The organism is Carboxylicivirga fragile, from assembly GCF_050589805.1.
In the GTDB taxonomy this organism is placed as follows: domain Bacteria; phylum Bacteroidota; class Bacteroidia; order Bacteroidales; family Marinilabiliaceae; genus Carboxylicivirga; species Carboxylicivirga fragile.
This window is the reverse complement of record NZ_JBNGOY010000002.1, coordinates 141487-157899: the sequence shown is the minus strand read 5'-3', so window position 1 is coordinate 157899 and position 16413 is coordinate 141487. Positions and strand designations below refer to the sequence as shown.

The following is a 16413-nucleotide window of genomic DNA, read 5'->3' as shown; positions in this document are numbered from 1 at the left end:
TTAATTTAAAATGACAATTCATAAAGAAGGATTTTCAACACTATTTGTTGTATTGGTGGTGTTGCTGGCATTAAATGCAGGAGTATATTTTTTAGGCGGCGTTGGCGTTGTCAATTATACCGTTTTAGTTTCGGTAATCATTTATTTTTTAGTGCTGAATTTTTTTCGCAATCCCCGACGCGAAGCAATAACACAAGATGGTGCAATCATAGCCCCTGCCGATGGTAAAATAGTGGTTGTGGAAGAAGTTGAGGAGGATGAATACCTAAAGACGAAATGCATGAAAGTATCCATTTTTATGTCAGTATTCAATGTGCATATAAACTGGTTTCCGATAAAAGGTGTTGTTAAATTCTTCAAACACCATAATGGTGATTTTATGGCTGCCTATCTGCCAAAGTCATCAACTGAGAATGAAAGAACGACGGTTGTTCTTGAGAATTCAAAGGGTACTCAGATTTTGGTAAGACAAATTGCGGGCGCTATGGCGCGTCGTATTGTATGTTATGCTGATAAGATTGAGAAAGCGAGTCAAGGTCAACAAATGGGTTTTATTAAATTCGGATCGAGAGTGGATTTGTATTTGCCTTTAGGATCTCAAATTGATGTTAAATTAGATCAAAAGGTAACTGGTCGCCAAACGATAATTGGCTGGTTGAAATAGAAATTACTTTAAAGGATATATTGAAAAGAGTTGCTCGTTGAGTGACTCTTTTTTTTGTGCCTAATGATGGCATGTAAATTTTACTTGAAACTATAAAGGTGTTTTTTTGTTATAAAAATGCTTGGGCTGGAAATGGCTTTAAGATAGAATTGGGGAATAAGTAAAATTATTAGATAAAGAATAAAGGGTATTTTAATATTTTTTATATTTTTAGCGTCGCCAAACACCTTTTAGTTTATGAAAAAACTTGTTGGTTTAATAATATTCAGTTTTGTTCTAGTAGCTGCATGGTCGCAGGATACAAAGAAGATTGGTGTGATTGAACACTTAGATGAGCATTTACCTATCGATATTTACTTGGTGAATATCGATGGAGATACGGTTCAGATGAGCAGTTTAATTGATAAGCCAACGGTACTCAACTTTGTTTATTACCGTTGTCCTGGAATTTGCACCCCTTTAATGGACGGTTTAACCGAAGTGGTTAATATGTCGGAGATGGCTTTAGGTGAAGACTATCAAATATTGACAGTAAGTTTTGATTATTCTGAGGGACATGACTTGGCACTTAAGAAGCGCAACAACTATTCAATGCTTGTTGAAAAGGAAGGCATGGAGGATGGCTGGCTTTTTTTTACGGGTGACAGCTCGAACATTACAAAATTGACAGAGGCTGCTGGCTTTAGCTATAAAAAGACTGGTAATGATTTTATACATACGGCCGGTTTAATTTTGATTAGTCCCGAAGGGAAGATTACGCGCTATTTAAATGGGACTTATTTTCTGCCTTTTGAGTTTAAGTTAGCCGTAATTGAAGCTTCAAAGGGAATACCTGGGCCAACGGTTAATCGCATTTTACAATTTTGTTACAGCTACGATCCTGTTGGACAATCGTATGTTTTAAATATTACAAAAGTAGCGGGTATTCTAATACTCGTTTTAGCGGGTTTAATTTTATTGGTACTAACTGTGAAACCTAAGAGGAAACAATCTTAAATAAAAATCAATCGTTATCATATGTCAAATCAAGAAACAGAAACTACACATGTGAGCTTTAGAGATGTGAAAAGCAAGTACAAAGGTATATTTGCCTGGATTTTCTCGACGGATCATAAACGAGTGGGCTTATTATATCTTTATTCGATTGTTAGCTTTTTTGTGGTTGGTGTATTATTAGGTGCTGCCATGAAGCTGGAATTGATGTCGCCTGGTAAAACCATAATGGATCCACAAGCTTATAACGCCATCTTTACTTTACATGGTGTTATCATGATCTTTTTAGTTGTTGTACCTGGCTTACCGGCCGTTTTTGGCAACTTCTTTTTACCGATCATGATTGGTGCTAAAGATGTTGCTTTTCCAAAACTAAATCTCTTGTCGTGGTGGGTATATGTTGTAGGTGCATTGGTTGCTTTGTCGGCATTATTTGCCGGAGGTGGACCGCCAGATACTGGATGGACATTTTACGCACCTTATAGTTTCAAGACTAATACCAATATGCTTCCGGCTGTTTTGGGTGCATTTATCTTAGGTTTCTCATCTATTTTAACCGGTATTAACTTTATTGTTACGATTCATCGCTTACGTGCTCCTGGTATGTCTTGGTTTCGTTTACCATTATTCCCATGGACCTTGTATGGAACGGCTTGGATTCAAATATTAGCAACACCTATTGTTGGTATTACCCTATTAATGATTGTTGGGGAACGTTTGTTTAATATTGGATTTTTCGATCCGGCATTAGGCGGCGATCCAATCTTATATCAACACCTATTCTGGATTTATTCTCATCCGGCGGTATATATTATGATTCTGCCTGCCATGGGTGTAATATCTGAGATTATCCCAACTTTTGCTAATAAATCAATTTTTGGCTATAAAGCCATTGTAATATCAACACTTGCCATTGCCTTTGTGGGTTATTTTGTGTGGGGACATCACATGTTTACTTCAGGTATGAGTGGCACAGCCCTTTATACCTTCTCATTTTTAACATTTCTAGTAGCTATACCAAGTGCCATTAAAGTTTTTAACTGGGTAGGTACCTTACACAAAGCATCTATACAATTGGAGGCACCATTCTTTTGGGCAGCGTCTTTTCTATTTGTATTTATGATAGGTGGTTTATCTGGCCTAGCTCTTGGCGCATTGGCTACAAATGTTCACTTGCACGATACGGCTTTTGTTGTGGCACACTTCCACTTTATCGTATTTGGTGGTGTTGGCTTTGCCTTCATGGGAGCCATTCATTATTGGTTTCCTAAAATGTGGGGGCGAATGTATAATACACGTGTGGCCACTACAGGATGGATATTCTTTTTTATAGGATTTAATACCTTATATCTGCCAATGTTCTTTTTAGGAATAGATGGCATGCCGCGAAGATATTACGACTACGTGGAGCGTTTTCACGGCCCAAACATTGTATCTACAATTGGTTCATGGGTAATGATTGCAGGTATAATCATTATATTAGTGAATCTGATACGAGGAGCTAAGTATGGCCCAATAACAACAAATAAAAACCCTTGGGGTGGAAAAACATTGGAGTGGGAAGTTGATTCTCCTCCTACATTAGAAAATTTTGAAGAAATACCGGTAATTGACCGTAGTCCGTATGACTACAGATAAATCCCTTTCATTATGAATCAAACAATGACGTTATCACATGATCTTCATCGCGATGATGAAGCCTCAAAAATTGGCATGTGGTTATTTATTTTTACTGAATTACTCCTTTTTGCAGGCTTATTTATTGTGTATGGAGTATATCGTTACCTTAATCCAGTAGCCTTTCATTTGGCTGCGGAAGAACTAAGTGTAACAGTGGGAACCTACAATACCATTATTCTTTTGGTAAGTAGTGCAACCATGGCTATGGCTAGTACAGCCATCCGTTTAAAAAACAAAGGCATGACCTTATTATTATTGGGAATAACTTTATTTATTGCCTTTATGTTTATGGTCAATAAGTTTTTTGAATGGAAAGGAAAATTTGGCCACGGCATATTCCCAGGTAGCGATGATCTGCTGCGCTTAGGTCATGGCGATACCTTGTTTTTTGGCTTATACTTTTTTATGACAGGCTTGCATGCCCTGCATATAATCGTAGGTTTTGTTCTTATAACCATTGTAGCTGTTCGGGTCAACAACAATACCTTAACCGCCGACAACCCGGTATTATTAGATAATTCAGGTTTATATTGGCATTTGGTTGACCTTATCTGGATATTCTTATTCCCATTATTCTATTTGATTACTTAAAAACGTTTTTGACTATGGAAAATAATAACGAATCACATATTGTACCATATAAAACCTATGGAATAATTCTTTCGGTACTTATTGTGCTGACTTTGATTTCGGTTGCTGTAACTCGTATCGAATTAGCGAGCTTAACAGTGTTTGTAGCCATATTACTGGCTGCAGTAAAATCTAGTTTTGTGCTGATTTATTTCATGCACCTTAAATTTGACAATAAACTTTTAAAAGCTCTGGTAGCAGCGGTATTTATATTAATAGCGCTGGTGATGGTGGTAACGTTTTTAGATTATAATTATCGTTAGACTATGATAGATAAAGCTCAGAATGCGTCAACATTTGTGTCGGAGGTCGATTCGGCCTTCTTATTCATTTTTGGCGTAGCCTTGTTTTTTCTTTTCGCCATTACTGCGGTACTAATTTATTACATCATTCGCTACAGGCAATCGAAAAATCCAAAGGCAACGCATATTGAAGGAAGTACCAAGTTGGAGATTATATGGACGGTTGTCCCTACCATTTTGGTACTAGTTATGTTCTCCTATGGTTGGTCAGGCTGGAAATCACAGACCGAAATACCTGATGATGCCATGCCTGTTAAAGCAATTGCTCGAATGTGGAGTTTTGCCTTTGAGTACGAAAATGGATTGGTTACTGATACTTTAATCGTTCCTAAAGGCAGAGCTGTAAAACTCGATTTGGTGGCCCAGGATGTGATTCATAGTATGTATATCCCCGCTTTTAGAGTGAAGCAAGACATGGTGCCTGGTAAGAAATCAAATATTTGGTTTGAATCAGAACGGATTGGTACCTACGAAATATTTTGTGCCGAATACTGTGGTTTGCGTCATTCCTATATGATGTCGGGCGTTAAGGTGATTGAAGGAGCTAAGTTTGATAAATGGATGGAAGAAAATAAATCCATTGAAGAAGCAAATAAAGGAACAAATAAGCGGCTTGCTGGTGTTAGTGTGTTGCGTAAATATGGCTGTAATGCTTGTCATACCATTGATGGAAGCAAATTGGTTGGGCCTTCCTATAAAGGTGTATTGGGAAGCACTCGTACAGTAATTACTGATGGAAAAGAGCGTGAGGTGTTTGGCGATGAAGCATATATACGTCGTTCGATTTACGAGCCTAATGCCGATGTTGTTAAAGGTTATGATCAGGGATTAATGTTATCCTATAAGGATCAAGTGACTGAAGAGGAATTACAACATTTAATTGAGTACTTTAAATCTTTATCCGAATAGTGAAAGCCGTTTTTAAGCATATCAGAACGTTTGGAAAATTTTCAATTTCTTTACCTGTTGCTTTAACGGCATACACTGGATATGTTTTATTTGATCAGAGTTTATCGCTAGAAGGTTTATTGGTGGCAGTAGGCATCTTTTTCTTATCGGCTGGAGCTTCGGCTTTAAATCAGTTGCAGGAGCGAAAATTGGATGCCTTAATGAAACGAACATCTGATCGTCCGCTCCCCAGTGGATTAATTGATGTAAAGATAGCTCTATTGGTTATTATTGCCTTTTTAGCTGTTGGTACACTCGCTTTATTGCCCTTTGGATGGCAAGCTGTTTTTTGGGGATGGATGGGCGTTTTCTGGTATAACGTTATTTATACCCCAATGAAACGTTGGAGTGCTTTCTCTGTATTTCCTGGAGCAGTAGTAGGTGCGATTCCACCCATAGCAGGATGGATGGCTGCAGGTGGATCTATCCTTGATCCTCGAATTCATTTTTTGGCCTTGTTCTTTTTTCTTGGACAGATGCCTCATTTCTGGCTATTGGTATTGAAATATGGAGATCAATATCGAAAAGCAGGTTTCCCTGTGATTACCGATGTATTATCAAAGGAGCAAATAAATCGAATAAACTTGGTGTGGTTTTTAGCCACATTTATTTCGGCCTTGTTCTTGCCTGTATTTCATGTTATAAACAATAAACCTGTCGTTTGGCTAATAGCTATTTCAACAATTGTAATGATGGCATGGTCGGTTCGTATAACCTTGCAAGTACATAAAGATGGTCAGGCAATACATCTGCGAAAGATGTTTGTGTACTTTAATTCCTTTTACCTTTGGGTAATGATATTGATTTATGCTGATCAATTTTAACAAACTAAAATAAACAAAATGCGAATCCTAAACTTACTTTTTGTGTTAGCAACTGTGGCTGTATCGTGCCAATCAAAAAAGGCTGACAGTAGTTCTGAGGTGAAAGAGGCGGTTGTTGTCAATGCCGTAGAAGTTGTTTTAAATGTGGAAGGTATGACTTGCGAAGGCTGTGAAAATACAGTTGAAGTTGGCCTGACAAAATTGGAGGGGGTTGCTTCAGTTGAGGCTGATCATACAACCGGCTTAACCAAAATTCAGGTAGATACCGCTATGGTGTCTAAAACTAAATTGGCTGAAACAGTTAAGAAGTTTGGCTACGCGGTAAAATAAACTGTAAAATATTAAAAAGCCAATAGCCATCAGCTGATAGCTGATAGCTGATAGCTGATAGCTATTAGCTTTTTTTCTAGTTTTTCTTCATCTTAACAGGTTTTGAGCTGTCAGGTAATATCAAATTCAAAATTACTCCAACCAATGACGCTAAACCAATGCCACCCAAAGAAAACGTGCCAACATTAAAAACAGCACCACCAATACCAATGGTTAAAATTAAGGACACAATAACTTGATTACGTGTTGCATTAAGTTTGGCTTTCGAATCCACAAGTGTTCTGATTCCCACACTTGCTATCATTCCAAATAATAGTAGCATTATACCGCCCAACACGGCACTAGGTATAGATTCAAGGAAACCACTTACTTTTCCGATTAATGAGAAGGCAATGGCTGTAATGGCAGATATACGCAGAACTTTAGGGTCGGTAATTTTGGTTAATGAAATAGCTCCGGTTACTTCCGAATAGGTTGTGTTCGGAACACTTCCGATTAAAGCAGCAAAAGATGTAGCCACACCATCGCCTAGCATGGTTCGATGTAAACCTGGTTTCTTCACAAAGTTCTTCTCAGCTACGGCACCGATTGCATACATATCACCAACATGTTCAATCAATGGAGCAACGGCAACAGGTATCATATAAATAATGGCTTTCCAGCTCCACTCAGGCATTGTGAATGGTGGTAAGGCAAACCATGCAGCATCTTTAATGGGCGTAAAATCCACTTTGCCCATGAATAGTGCTAGTACATAACCAGCAACAATGCCCAGGAATATCGGAATCAGTTTAATCATTCCCTTGGTGTAAATAACCACTACTATTGCTGTGAGTAGCGAAACAATAGCAATCAACCAATCAGTTTTGGCCATGTCCACACCTACCGATGCAAGAGACAAACCTATTACCATTATTACCGGGCCTACAACTACCGAAGGGAAAATACGTTCAATAAAACCAAGTCCCCAGGCTTTAATTAAACCTGACATAAGCATGTACACAAGGCCGACAGCAATAAGTCCTGATAATGTTCCTGCTAAGCCGAACATCTTTGTAGCTTCAATTATTGGAGCAATAAAGGCAAAACTACTTCCTAGAAAAACAGGTACTTTACCTTTGGTTATTAAATGAAAGATAAGTGTGCCTACTCCGGCAGAAAATAGGGCGATGGAAGGGCTAATGCCAACGAGTAATGGCACTAGCACAGTCGCTCCGAAAGCAACAAACAAAAATTGTATCCCAATTATTACCTGCTTGGATAAATGCATTTTTTCCGATTTCTTATTCATAACGGCGATTAAGTGTTAATAAAAATTCGGTCTTAAAGATAATAATATCTGTGATTAACAGTGCTTAAGTAGAAGTACTAATATCTGACTGTGTTTTGAGTTTGGCTTTGGCAAAGAAAAATATTAGGTTTGTTATAAACGATAGATGCATGCAAAATTCAATATCAAATCCTAAGGCTGGTTTTGGCACTTTGGCTGTTTTTATGACGGCCATATCAACCATACTAGGGGCTATATTATTTCTACGCTTTGGATATGCCATTGCTAATGTTGGACTGGGCGGTGTATTGGCTATTATTGTAATCGGGCATATTGTAACTATACCTACAGCCTTAGCCGTGGCAGAAATTGCAACAAATCAGCGAGTACAAGGTGGAGGGGCTTACTACATTATATCCCGGTCATTCGGATTAAACATTGGTGGAGCCATTGGATTAGCCTTGTATTTATCGCAAGCCGTCAGTGTAGCCTTTTATATTATTGCCTTTGGCGAAGCCTTTGATCCCTTGATGCAATATTTGCCAGCCAGTGTAAATCCTGCAATATTTAAGAAAGTGGTTATTCTGGTTTTAATGACCATTTTATCCTTGATAGTCGTTTTTAGAGGGGCTAATATTGGAATGAAAGCCTTGTATGGAGTTGTTGCTTTATTGCTATTATCCATCGCTTTTTTATTTATGGGAAAACCAGTGGACGATCACTCTGAATTATCATTTACTGCAAAGGTGGCGAATAGTGATAGTTTCTTCTTTGTGTTCACCATCATTTTTCCGGCATTTACGGGTATGGCAGCTGGACTTGGTTTGTCTGGTGATTTAAAGGATCCTAAAAAATCTATTCCGCGAGGAACTATATTGGCAACTGTTGTGGGTATGATTATATACATCGCCATTGCTTTTAAGTTAGCAGCATCGGCTTCACCTGAAGCAATGGCAAACGATCAATTAATCATGTCAAAAATTGCTGTTTGGGGACCTATCATACCAATAGGTTTAGCAGCAGCATGTTTGTCATCAGCCATTGGTTCCTTGTTGGTGGCACCACGTGTATTACAAGCCATTGGTTACGATGCGATTCTGCCCTCAGGTGGATTAAATTCGTGGTTGTCGAAAGGCCGAAAAGGCGATAACGAGCCTATTAATGGAAGTATCGTAACTATTGCCATTGCCTTTTTCTTTATCGTCATTGGCGATATCAATTTTGTGGCTCAAATCATTTCCATGTTCTTCATGGCAACCTATGGTGCCATCTGTCTGATTTCATTTTTAGAGCATTTTGCTTCCGACCCTTCATATCGTCCTACCTTTAAATATAACCGATGGTATTTTTCTTTGATTGGAGCTGTTCTGTCGTTTTGGCTGATGTTTAAAATGAATTGGGGTTATGCTTTGATTTCAGGCCTGATAATGGCTGTGACTTATCATTTTATAACCATTGCACGACCTGAGCGACAAGGTTTGGAAAAGCTTTTTAAAGGCGTTGTTTTTCAGATAAGTCGCCAGATTCAGATATTTGTTCAACGTGCTAATAAGGATGATAAAGCCAGTCACTGGCGCCCATTTGCCATATGTGTTTCCGAAGATTCATTTAAGCGGCAAGCAGCTTTTGATATGTTGCGATGGATATGCTACAATCATGGTTTTGGAACCTATATTCATTTCCTGAAAGGGTTCCTGACCAAGGAAAGCCATCGGGAATCGAAGCAAGTATTATCACGATTAATCAATCAATCAGAAGGAAGTAAAAGTCGCCTATACATTGATACAATCATAAGTCCATCGTATACATCTGCCATTGCGCAAGTGATACAATTATCTGGCATAAGTGGTAAGGGCAATAACCTTATTTTATTTGAGTTTTCGCGCACCAATCCTGAATCATTAACCGACGCAATGGACAATTATCCTTTGTTCGAAGCAACGGGTTTTGATGTCTGCGTATTGAACTCTTCGTATAAGGGATTTGGTTATAAACGCGAGATTCATGTTTGGATTAGTGCCAGTGACTTTCGAAATGCCAATCTAATGATATTGTTGGCCTACATTGTTTCTGGTCATCCCGAATGGCAAAATGCGGTGATTAAAATATTTGCCATATTCCCTGAGAATCAAATCGAGAAACAACGGCAACGCTTAATGGAGCTCATCCAAGGTGGACGTCTGCCAATATCGCAGGGTAATGTTAGCTTTTTGCCCGTAAGCGAAGGACGAACAGCACGCTCGGTTATTACCAAACACAGTTCTGATGCTGATTTAACCATTGTTGGTTTCACGCCTAGCCAAGTGAAGGAGGATAAAGATGTGTTAATCGATTATGGCGATATGGGCAATGTATTATTTGTAAATACCTTCATTAAGAAAGACATCGAATAGCGTTTAAAGAATAATACTTAATGTGAATGTGAAAACATGTTGAAATAGATATGTTAATGTGTTTGCTTTATTTGCAGGGGTGCTGTATTTTTTCAACTTTTGTATGATTCAAAGGTTTAAGCTTAAAAATTAAAACATGATAAGAACTGCAATATTTCCAGGTTCGTTTGATCCATTTACCGTAGGGCATGAAGATGTGGTACGACGTGGTTTAAGCCTTTTTGAGAAGATTGTAATAGCAGTTGGTTATAACTCCAATAAAAAAGATTTCTTTCCATTGGAAGATCGTATGCAATGGATACGTGATGTATTTGTTGATGATGATCGTGTTGTGGTGGAAAAATACGAAGGCTTAACCGTTGAATTTGCACGTGAGATAAAATGTACACACATCCTACGTGGCATACGTACCGCAGCCGATTTTGAGTACGAAAGAGCCATCGCACAGGTTAATAAAGCCATGAGTGGTATCGATTCCGTATTCTTATTAACTACGCCAGAGCATACGCCAGTTAATAGTGGTATTGTTCGTGATATTGTGAAACATGGTGGCGACGCCGGGCAATTTTTGCCGGAGGCGATAAAAATCAACATCCAAAAATACTTATAAGGTGAGCGTGAGGAGCATTGTGTTTTTGTTGCTCGGATTTTTGCTATTGCAGCAAGTTTCGGCACAAAGTGTAACGACTATAGAGGGAGAAGCTCCGGAATATGCTGGTTTGAATCTTGTTTTTCAGGCACTTGTTAATCCCATTTCCATGGAGAAGGGAGACTTATTTACCGTTCAGGTAGATGAGAAGGGACACTTTGAGCAAAGTGTTGAATTATCAGTAATCACCAATGTTAGTGTCGATTTAGGTAAGTTCAGAGGTAATATTTATCTGGAGCCAGGCATGCATTACCAGTTTGTGCTGCCGCCTTATAAACCTAGGAGTGATGCCGAACGTTTCAATCCTTACTTTGTTCCCGAAGATGTGGTGATTGGGATAACTAATGAAAAGGCTCAAACCCTAAATTCAACCATTATAAAATTTGATAGGCAACTGGATGACCTATACAGTGCCGATGCTGTTCAGATTTTTTCTCGTGGTGATAAAAATAAAGTTAAGACCATTGTCAATGAGCTGGATAGTTTATATCCGGCAGTTGAGAATAGTTATTTCGCACAGTATAAAAAATATGCCTACGGCGAGTTGAAGTCTTTGGCCTATAAACGACAGAAAAGGACGCTAATTAAGGAGGTGTTTGATGCCGATACTGTGGATTTAAATATGCCATCTTTTAAAGTGGCTTTTAATACTATTTTTAAAAGTTTTTTCAGTAGTTATTTATCGTCCAAGCAAGGTAAAGATTTAAAGGATGCATTTGTTAAGGTTGCAACCTTCGATAGTTTGTCGGTGGTGATGTCGAGCGATGATTTATTTCGGAATCAGGAAATGACTGAAATAGTACTGCTGAAGAGTTTGTATGATGCATTTTATTCTGGTCGTTATAACCAACAACAAATCATCAATCTGTTTAAACAGGCAGAATCAACTGCTTGTAATAAAAAGGTAAAAGATTTGGCAGGTCAGTTACATCGTAAAGTTAACTGGTTACGTGCTGGGTCTAAAGCTCCAGGTTTTACACTTTATCGCTTAGATGGGAAAGAACGCTCCCTCGACTCGTACGACGGCAAGTTTGTTTACTTAAACTTTATGCACACCGAAAACCATGCGTGCAAACAGGATTTACAGTTGTTAAATGTGATTTCGAAACGCATGAAACGTGATGTTACTTTGGTGACCATTATTTTGGATGAGGATCCAACTAATGCAAAGAAAATGATCAAAGAAAATAAGTACCGATGGGATTTTCTTCACTATGGTCGTCAGCCAAAAGTTGCCTTGGATTATGGGATAAGAGCATTACCGGTGTACTATGTTATCGATCCGGATGGGAAGTTGCAATTAACACCTGCGCCTGCACCAGGCGAAAGTTTTGGCCCAATATTCATGGAAGCTGTTCGTCAATACAATTATGAGAAACTTCGGAAGGATAAGCCAAAGGAGAAGTCTATTTATGATTTTTAGATTTGTTATAAGTCTTACGCTGCTAATGTTGCTGAGTGAAATACAAGCTCAATCCTTTAAAAAAGACCAGTTAAGGTATAGTCGTGTAAGAACAGCATATGCCGAGAAAGAAAGTTCAGTACTTCTATTATTGTCTGACGCCGGCCTTGAGAAATCTTCATTCAACATTTACCTAAGAGCCTTTAAGCAGGAGAAAGAGATAGAGTTATGGGCAAAAGATGTCAATTCTACGAAATTTTCCTTGCTTAAAACATATAAGGTTTGTGCCACTTGCGGAGAGCTTGGACCTAAACGACAACAAGGCGATTTACAAATACCGGAAGGTTATTACCACATTGATCGATTTAATCCAGCCAGTAATTTTTACCTGTCACTTGGTATTAATTATCCCAATGCATCAGATAAGATATTGGGAACGAAAGGAAAGTTAGGGGGCGACATTTTCATACATGGTGCTTGCGTTACCATTGGTTGTTTACCCATTACCGATGATCAAATAAAGGAACTATATGTGTTTTGCATTGAAGCGCGCAATCATGGACAAACGACCATTCCAGTAAGTATTTTTCCAACTAAATTAACAGATAAGAATTATCAGGCCTTGATTAATGAGAACAGCTCTTCTGTTGATTGCCTTAATTTATGGAAGGATCTGAAAAAGGGATTTGATATTTTTGATAAAACCAAGCTACCGCCAAATGTATCATTTCTGAGAAATGGGAGGCATCATATTGGTGATTAGCAGTATGATTTAAATGAGAGAAGTATGAAATTTAAATTAAAGACAATAATTGAGGATAATACAACAACCTATGGTCGAGTATTTGATTACTTCATTCAAGTACTTATTTTAATTTCTCTTTTATCATTTGCCATTGAAACCTTGCCAAACATATCGAATAACTTAAGAGGCATACTTTCGGTTATTGAAATTCTATGTGTAGTTATTTTTTCTCTTGAATATTTGCTGCGTCTAATTGTGGCAGATAAACCATTAAGCTATGTCTTTAGTTTTTATGGCATTGTCGACTTGTTGGCTATTATTCCATTCTACCTCCGGTTTGCATTGGATCTAAGAATGTTAAGAGCATTTCGCGTATTCAGAGTTTTTAGGGCATTAAAGCTCATTAGGTACAGTCGAGCATTGAATCGTTTTCATATTGCCTTTAAGATTATTAAGGAAGAATTGGTTCTTTTTTTTATTACCACTGCAATATTATTGTTTTTGACGGCTTCAGGTATTTATTATTTTGAAAATAAGGCACAGCCTGAATTATTTAGTTCAGTATTTCATAGCTTTTGGTGGTCAATTGTAACACTTACTACAGTGGGATATGGAGATGTTTATCCAATAACCATGGGTGGAAAAATATTCACTTTTTTTGTCTTGATAATTGGTGTTGGAGTGGTAACTGTTCCTGCCGGATTGGTTGCATCTGCTTTGTCAAAAGCAAGAGAAATACAGAATAAAGAGTTAAAGGAGCAAGGATTAGTTGATGCTGAAGAATAGCTATTCTTCACTTATTTGAAATTAAACCTAAGTATCTAATTGATTGTTGTTAAGATTGAATAATAAGGAAATACTCATTCCATGAAAATTATCTGTCTTTCATTTCTATTGGCAAGCTTTGTTAGCTTGAATGCTCAGGACACTATTAAGGTGGATCATGCAGAACCATTGTATATCGATTTAATCAGAGACTTGGGGGCGCACCAAGGCGAAAAGGAATGGAATGTTGGGTTTGGCTTAAGTGACAAATTAGATTTTGATGAGTACGAAGCTTTGGTTGAATATGAATTTGCACCCATCAATCGCCTGGGCATTGAGTTTGAGTTGCCTTTTTTGTTTTACTCTCCCATGAATGGGGTGCCTTCTGATTCAGTTCCAAGTAACCGCATCGAAAGTTTGAAAATGGGTTTGCAATGGTCGTTTTATGTGTCGGGTGCCAAACGCATGTCGATGGCCTTGGCTTATATCAATGAGTTAGAAGTGGGCGAGTTTGAAAATTTTGGCAATCCCCTTTTTACAGGTAATGTTTATAATCCTATTTTTATTATTGCAAAACGATGGTGGCAAAATTGGCATACACTTATTTACACGGGACCAGTTTTTGAACAGCATTTTAAGTCAGGTGACTGGCACAGTCAATTCGATATGCATACTAGTATACATTACACCATACCCGAAACTGATAATTTTGTAGGTGTAGAGTTCAATAAGTTTTTTGAATCTGATGGATTTAACATGGTGATACGTCCGCAAATGCGACTTGGCATATTCGAAGGTTTAATGTTAGGTATTGTTACTGGCATTCCTATTAATCGCGATTCGGATCGCTTTAGTACTTTTCTCCGACTTATTTGGGAACCTGAACATTAGGTATTTTACCTTGAATTGTCTTTCAGGGGTATCGCCTTTAAAAACATTAATAAATAATACATTCTATTTTTAACCACAGATTTAGCTTCGCTGATTTTCAATTCTATGATTAAACAGATTTTTAGTTCCGCAAAGCGGAACAATTTGTGATAATTAGTGAAATTCGTGGTCTTTTTTATTTTATTGTTTAATAGCAATTTCCCTGAATCAAACGTGTTAAAGTCTTAATCTATTGATTGATTCTTTTATCTTTGCGCCGCAAAATAAATATTCAGATGATTTCAGTTGACGGATTAACGGTAGAGTTTGGAGCAAGCACACTATTTAAAAACATTTCGTTTGTTATAAACGAAAAGGATAGAATTGCTCTGATGGGGAAGAATGGTGCGGGTAAATCAACCTTGCTTAAAATATTGGCAGGAGCACGCGAAGCCAATAAAGGCAATGTTTCTGTGCCAAAGGATAAGGTGGTGGCCTATTTGCCACAGCATCTGATGACTGAAGATACGCGCACCGTATTTGAGGAAGCTTCTCAGGCATTTGCGCACATTCATGCCATGGAGAAGGAAATAGCAGACTTAAATACACAACTAGAGTCGCGGACTGATTATGAGTCCGAAGAATATTATAAATTGATCGAAGATGTTTCGACCTTAAGTGAGAAGTTTTATTCCATTGAAGAAACCAATTTTGATGCCGAGGTTGAGAAAGTTTTGCTGGGTCTAGGTTTTTTACGAAGCGATTTTACTCAAGCAACCAACACCTTTAGTGGAGGTTGGCGTATGCGAATTGAGCTGGCTAAGATATTACTTCAAAATCCAGATTTGATATTACTGGATGAGCCAACTAATCACCTTGATATCGAATCGATACAATGGTTGGAAGAGTTTCTGATTAACTGTGGTAAGGCAGTTATTGTTATTTCGCACGATAGGGCATTTGTTGATAACATCACCACGCGTACCATCGAAGTAACCATGGGACGTATCTACGATTATAAAGTCAATTATTCAAAATATTTAGAGTTACGATTAGAACGTCGTGTACATCAGCAAAAGGCCTTTGAAGAACAACAGAAGATGATTGCCGATAATCAAGCTTTTATTGAGCGCTTTAAAGGTACCTACTCAAAAACGCTGCAAGTGCAATCGCGTGTGAAGATGCTTGAGAAGCTGCAAATAGTTGAGGTGGATGAGGAAGATACATCGGCTTTACGATTAAAGTTTCCACCAGCTCCGCGTTCGGGTAGTTATCCTTTGATTCTATCGGAAGTTGAAAAGTCCTACGATGATCACTTGGTTTTTTCTGAGGCTTCACTAACGCTTGAACGGGGCGAAAAAGTAGCTTTTGTTGGTAAGAATGGTGAGGGTAAATCCACCTTGGTGAAAGCCATTATGGATGAGATTGACTATAAAGGAGATTTGCAGTTAGGGCACAATACCATGATTGGTTATTTTGCACAGAACCAGGCTTCATTACTTGATGAAGATTTAACCGTATTTCAAACTATCGATGATGTGGCAAAAGGAGATATTCGTACCAAGGTAAAGGATATGTTGGGCGCATTTATGTTTGGAGGCGATAACTCTACCAAAAAGGTGAAAGTGCTTTCGGGTGGTGAACGCACCCGTTTAGCCATGATAAAACTTTTGCTCGAACCGGTTAACTTGTTGATTCTGGATGAGCCAACCAATCACCTTGATATGAAAACCAAGGATATATTAAAAGCTGCGCTCAAAGCCTATGATGGTACTTTGATTCTGGTATCGCATGATCGTGACTTTCTGGATGGTCTGGTTGATAAAGTATATGAATTCGGCAATAAAAGAGTTAAAGCTCACCTAGGTGGCATTCAAAGTTTCTTGCACATGAAAAAGATGCAGCATTTGAATGAGTTAGAAGCGAAATAGCTTAAAGTTGCTATATA

The 16413-nt window shown here is 38.1% G+C and carries 16 protein-coding genes; 15 read left to right on the top strand and 1 reads right to left on the bottom strand.

Annotated elements, in window-relative coordinates:
- Window positions 1–10: 10 nt before the first annotated feature.
- The 8 genes from ACRD7B_RS01675 (at window position 11) to ACRD7B_RS01640 (ending at window position 6371) form a co-directional block, all read left to right on the top strand.
- Window positions 11–664, top strand: coding sequence for a phosphatidylserine decarboxylase family protein (locus ACRD7B_RS01675; RefSeq protein ID WP_430822713.1), 654 nt, complete (start codon window positions 11–13; stop codon window positions 662–664).
- 237 nt (window positions 665–901) lie between these two features.
- A complete protein-coding gene (locus ACRD7B_RS01670) occupies window positions 902–1660 on the top strand; it encodes an SCO family protein (protein WP_430822712.1) in 759 nt (252 codons plus the stop codon).
- Between the two features lie 21 nt (window positions 1661–1681).
- Window positions 1682–3295 carry a cytochrome c oxidase subunit I gene (locus ACRD7B_RS01665; protein WP_430822711.1) on the top strand — a complete coding sequence of 538 codons (1614 nt, stop codon included), beginning with the start codon at window positions 1682–1684 and terminating at the stop codon, window positions 3293–3295.
- Window positions 3296–3307: 12 nt separating this feature from the next.
- Entirely contained in the window at window positions 3308–3928 is a 621-nt protein-coding gene (locus ACRD7B_RS01660; protein WP_430822710.1) for a cytochrome c oxidase subunit 3 family protein, read from the top strand.
- Window positions 3929–3942: 14 nt separating this feature from the next.
- Complete coding sequence (locus tag ACRD7B_RS01655; protein ID WP_430822709.1) at window positions 3943–4230, top strand: cytochrome C oxidase subunit IV family protein; 288 nt, start codon at window positions 3943–3945, stop codon at window positions 4228–4230.
- Window positions 4231–4233: 3 nt separating this feature from the next.
- The gene (coxB, locus tag ACRD7B_RS01650) at window positions 4234–5178 is read left to right on the top strand and encodes a cytochrome c oxidase subunit II (RefSeq protein WP_430822708.1); all 945 of its coding nucleotides are present in this window, start codon (window positions 4234–4236) and stop codon (window positions 5176–5178) included.
- Window positions 5178–6041 (top strand): protoheme IX farnesyltransferase, encoded by an 864-nt coding sequence (locus tag ACRD7B_RS01645; protein WP_430822707.1) that lies wholly within the window; start codon window positions 5178–5180, stop codon window positions 6039–6041. The genes coxB and ACRD7B_RS01645 overlap by 1 nt, the downstream gene beginning before the upstream one ends.
- Window positions 6042–6059: 18 nt before the next feature.
- Window positions 6060–6371, top strand: coding sequence for a cation transporter (locus tag ACRD7B_RS01640; RefSeq protein WP_430822706.1), 312 nt, complete (start codon window positions 6060–6062; stop codon window positions 6369–6371).
- 76 nt (window positions 6372–6447) lie between these two features.
- On the opposite strand, the gene ACRD7B_RS01635 is transcribed toward ACRD7B_RS01640, so the two are convergent.
- A complete protein-coding gene (locus ACRD7B_RS01635; protein ID WP_430822705.1) occupies window positions 6448–7662 on the bottom strand; it encodes a uracil-xanthine permease family protein in 1215 nt (404 codons plus the stop codon).
- A gap of 149 nt (window positions 7663–7811) precedes the next feature.
- Here ACRD7B_RS01635 and ACRD7B_RS01630 point away from each other — a divergent pair, with 149 nt between their 5' ends.
- From ACRD7B_RS01630 to ACRD7B_RS01600, 7 genes are all read left to right on the top strand, one after another.
- Complete coding sequence (locus tag ACRD7B_RS01630) at window positions 7812–10034, top strand: amino acid permease (protein ID WP_430822704.1); 2223 nt, start codon at window positions 7812–7814, stop codon at window positions 10032–10034.
- Window positions 10035–10170: 136 nt separating this feature from the next.
- Entirely contained in the window at window positions 10171–10644 is a 474-nt protein-coding gene (gene coaD / locus ACRD7B_RS01625; RefSeq protein WP_430822703.1) for a pantetheine-phosphate adenylyltransferase, read from the top strand.
- 1 nt (window position 10645) lies between these two features.
- Window positions 10646–12106 (top strand): TlpA family protein disulfide reductase, encoded by a 1461-nt coding sequence (locus ACRD7B_RS01620; RefSeq protein WP_430822702.1) that lies wholly within the window; start codon window positions 10646–10648, stop codon window positions 12104–12106.
- Window positions 12096–12848, top strand: coding sequence for a L,D-transpeptidase family protein (locus ACRD7B_RS01615; RefSeq protein ID WP_430822701.1), 753 nt, complete (start codon window positions 12096–12098; stop codon window positions 12846–12848). Before ACRD7B_RS01620 ends, ACRD7B_RS01615 begins: the two co-directional genes overlap by 11 nt.
- 24 nt (window positions 12849–12872) lie before the next feature.
- Window positions 12873–13616 carry an ion transporter gene (locus ACRD7B_RS01610; protein WP_430822700.1) on the top strand — a complete coding sequence of 248 codons (744 nt, stop codon included), beginning with the start codon at window positions 12873–12875 and terminating at the stop codon, window positions 13614–13616.
- An 81-nt stretch (window positions 13617–13697) separates the two neighbouring features.
- Window positions 13698–14486, top strand: a complete 789-nt coding sequence (locus tag ACRD7B_RS01605) for an HAEPLYID family protein (RefSeq protein WP_430822699.1) — start codon at window positions 13698–13700, stop codon at window positions 14484–14486.
- A gap of 275 nt (window positions 14487–14761) precedes the next feature.
- A complete protein-coding gene (locus ACRD7B_RS01600; RefSeq protein WP_430822698.1) occupies window positions 14762–16396 on the top strand; it encodes an ABC-F family ATP-binding cassette domain-containing protein in 1635 nt (544 codons plus the stop codon).
- Window positions 16397–16413 lie beyond the last annotated feature (17 nt).

Excerpts from the sequence above, each read along its gene's own strand:
- ACRD7B_RS01675 (WP_430822713.1), top strand. The coding sequence starts at position 11 with ATGACAATTCATAAAGAAGGATTTTCAACACTATTTGTTGTATTGGTG.
- ACRD7B_RS01670 (WP_430822712.1), top strand. The coding sequence starts at position 902 with ATGAAAAAACTTGTTGGTTTAATAATATTCAGTTTTGTTCTAGTAGCT.
- ACRD7B_RS01665 (WP_430822711.1), top strand. The coding sequence starts at position 1,682 with ATGTCAAATCAAGAAACAGAAACTACACATGTGAGCTTTAGAGATGTG.
- ACRD7B_RS01660 (WP_430822710.1), top strand. The coding sequence starts at position 3,308 with ATGAATCAAACAATGACGTTATCACATGATCTTCATCGCGATGATGAA.
- ACRD7B_RS01655 (WP_430822709.1), top strand. The coding sequence starts at position 3,943 with ATGGAAAATAATAACGAATCACATATTGTACCATATAAAACCTATGGA.
- coxB (WP_430822708.1), top strand. The coding sequence starts at position 4,234 with ATGATAGATAAAGCTCAGAATGCGTCAACATTTGTGTCGGAGGTCGAT.
- ACRD7B_RS01640 (WP_430822706.1), top strand. The coding sequence starts at position 6,060 with ATGCGAATCCTAAACTTACTTTTTGTGTTAGCAACTGTGGCTGTATCG.
- ACRD7B_RS01635 (WP_430822705.1), bottom strand. The coding sequence starts at position 7,662 with ATGAATAAGAAATCGGAAAAAATGCATTTATCCAAGCAGGTAATAATT.
- ACRD7B_RS01630 (WP_430822704.1), top strand. The coding sequence starts at position 7,812 with ATGCAAAATTCAATATCAAATCCTAAGGCTGGTTTTGGCACTTTGGCT.
- coaD (WP_430822703.1), top strand. The coding sequence starts at position 10,171 with ATGATAAGAACTGCAATATTTCCAGGTTCGTTTGATCCATTTACCGTA.
- ACRD7B_RS01615 (WP_430822701.1), top strand. The coding sequence starts at position 12,096 with ATGATTTTTAGATTTGTTATAAGTCTTACGCTGCTAATGTTGCTGAGT.
- ACRD7B_RS01610 (WP_430822700.1), top strand. The coding sequence starts at position 12,873 with ATGAAATTTAAATTAAAGACAATAATTGAGGATAATACAACAACCTAT.
- ACRD7B_RS01605 (WP_430822699.1), top strand. The coding sequence starts at position 13,698 with ATGAAAATTATCTGTCTTTCATTTCTATTGGCAAGCTTTGTTAGCTTG.
- ACRD7B_RS01600 (WP_430822698.1), top strand. The coding sequence starts at position 14,762 with ATGATTTCAGTTGACGGATTAACGGTAGAGTTTGGAGCAAGCACACTA.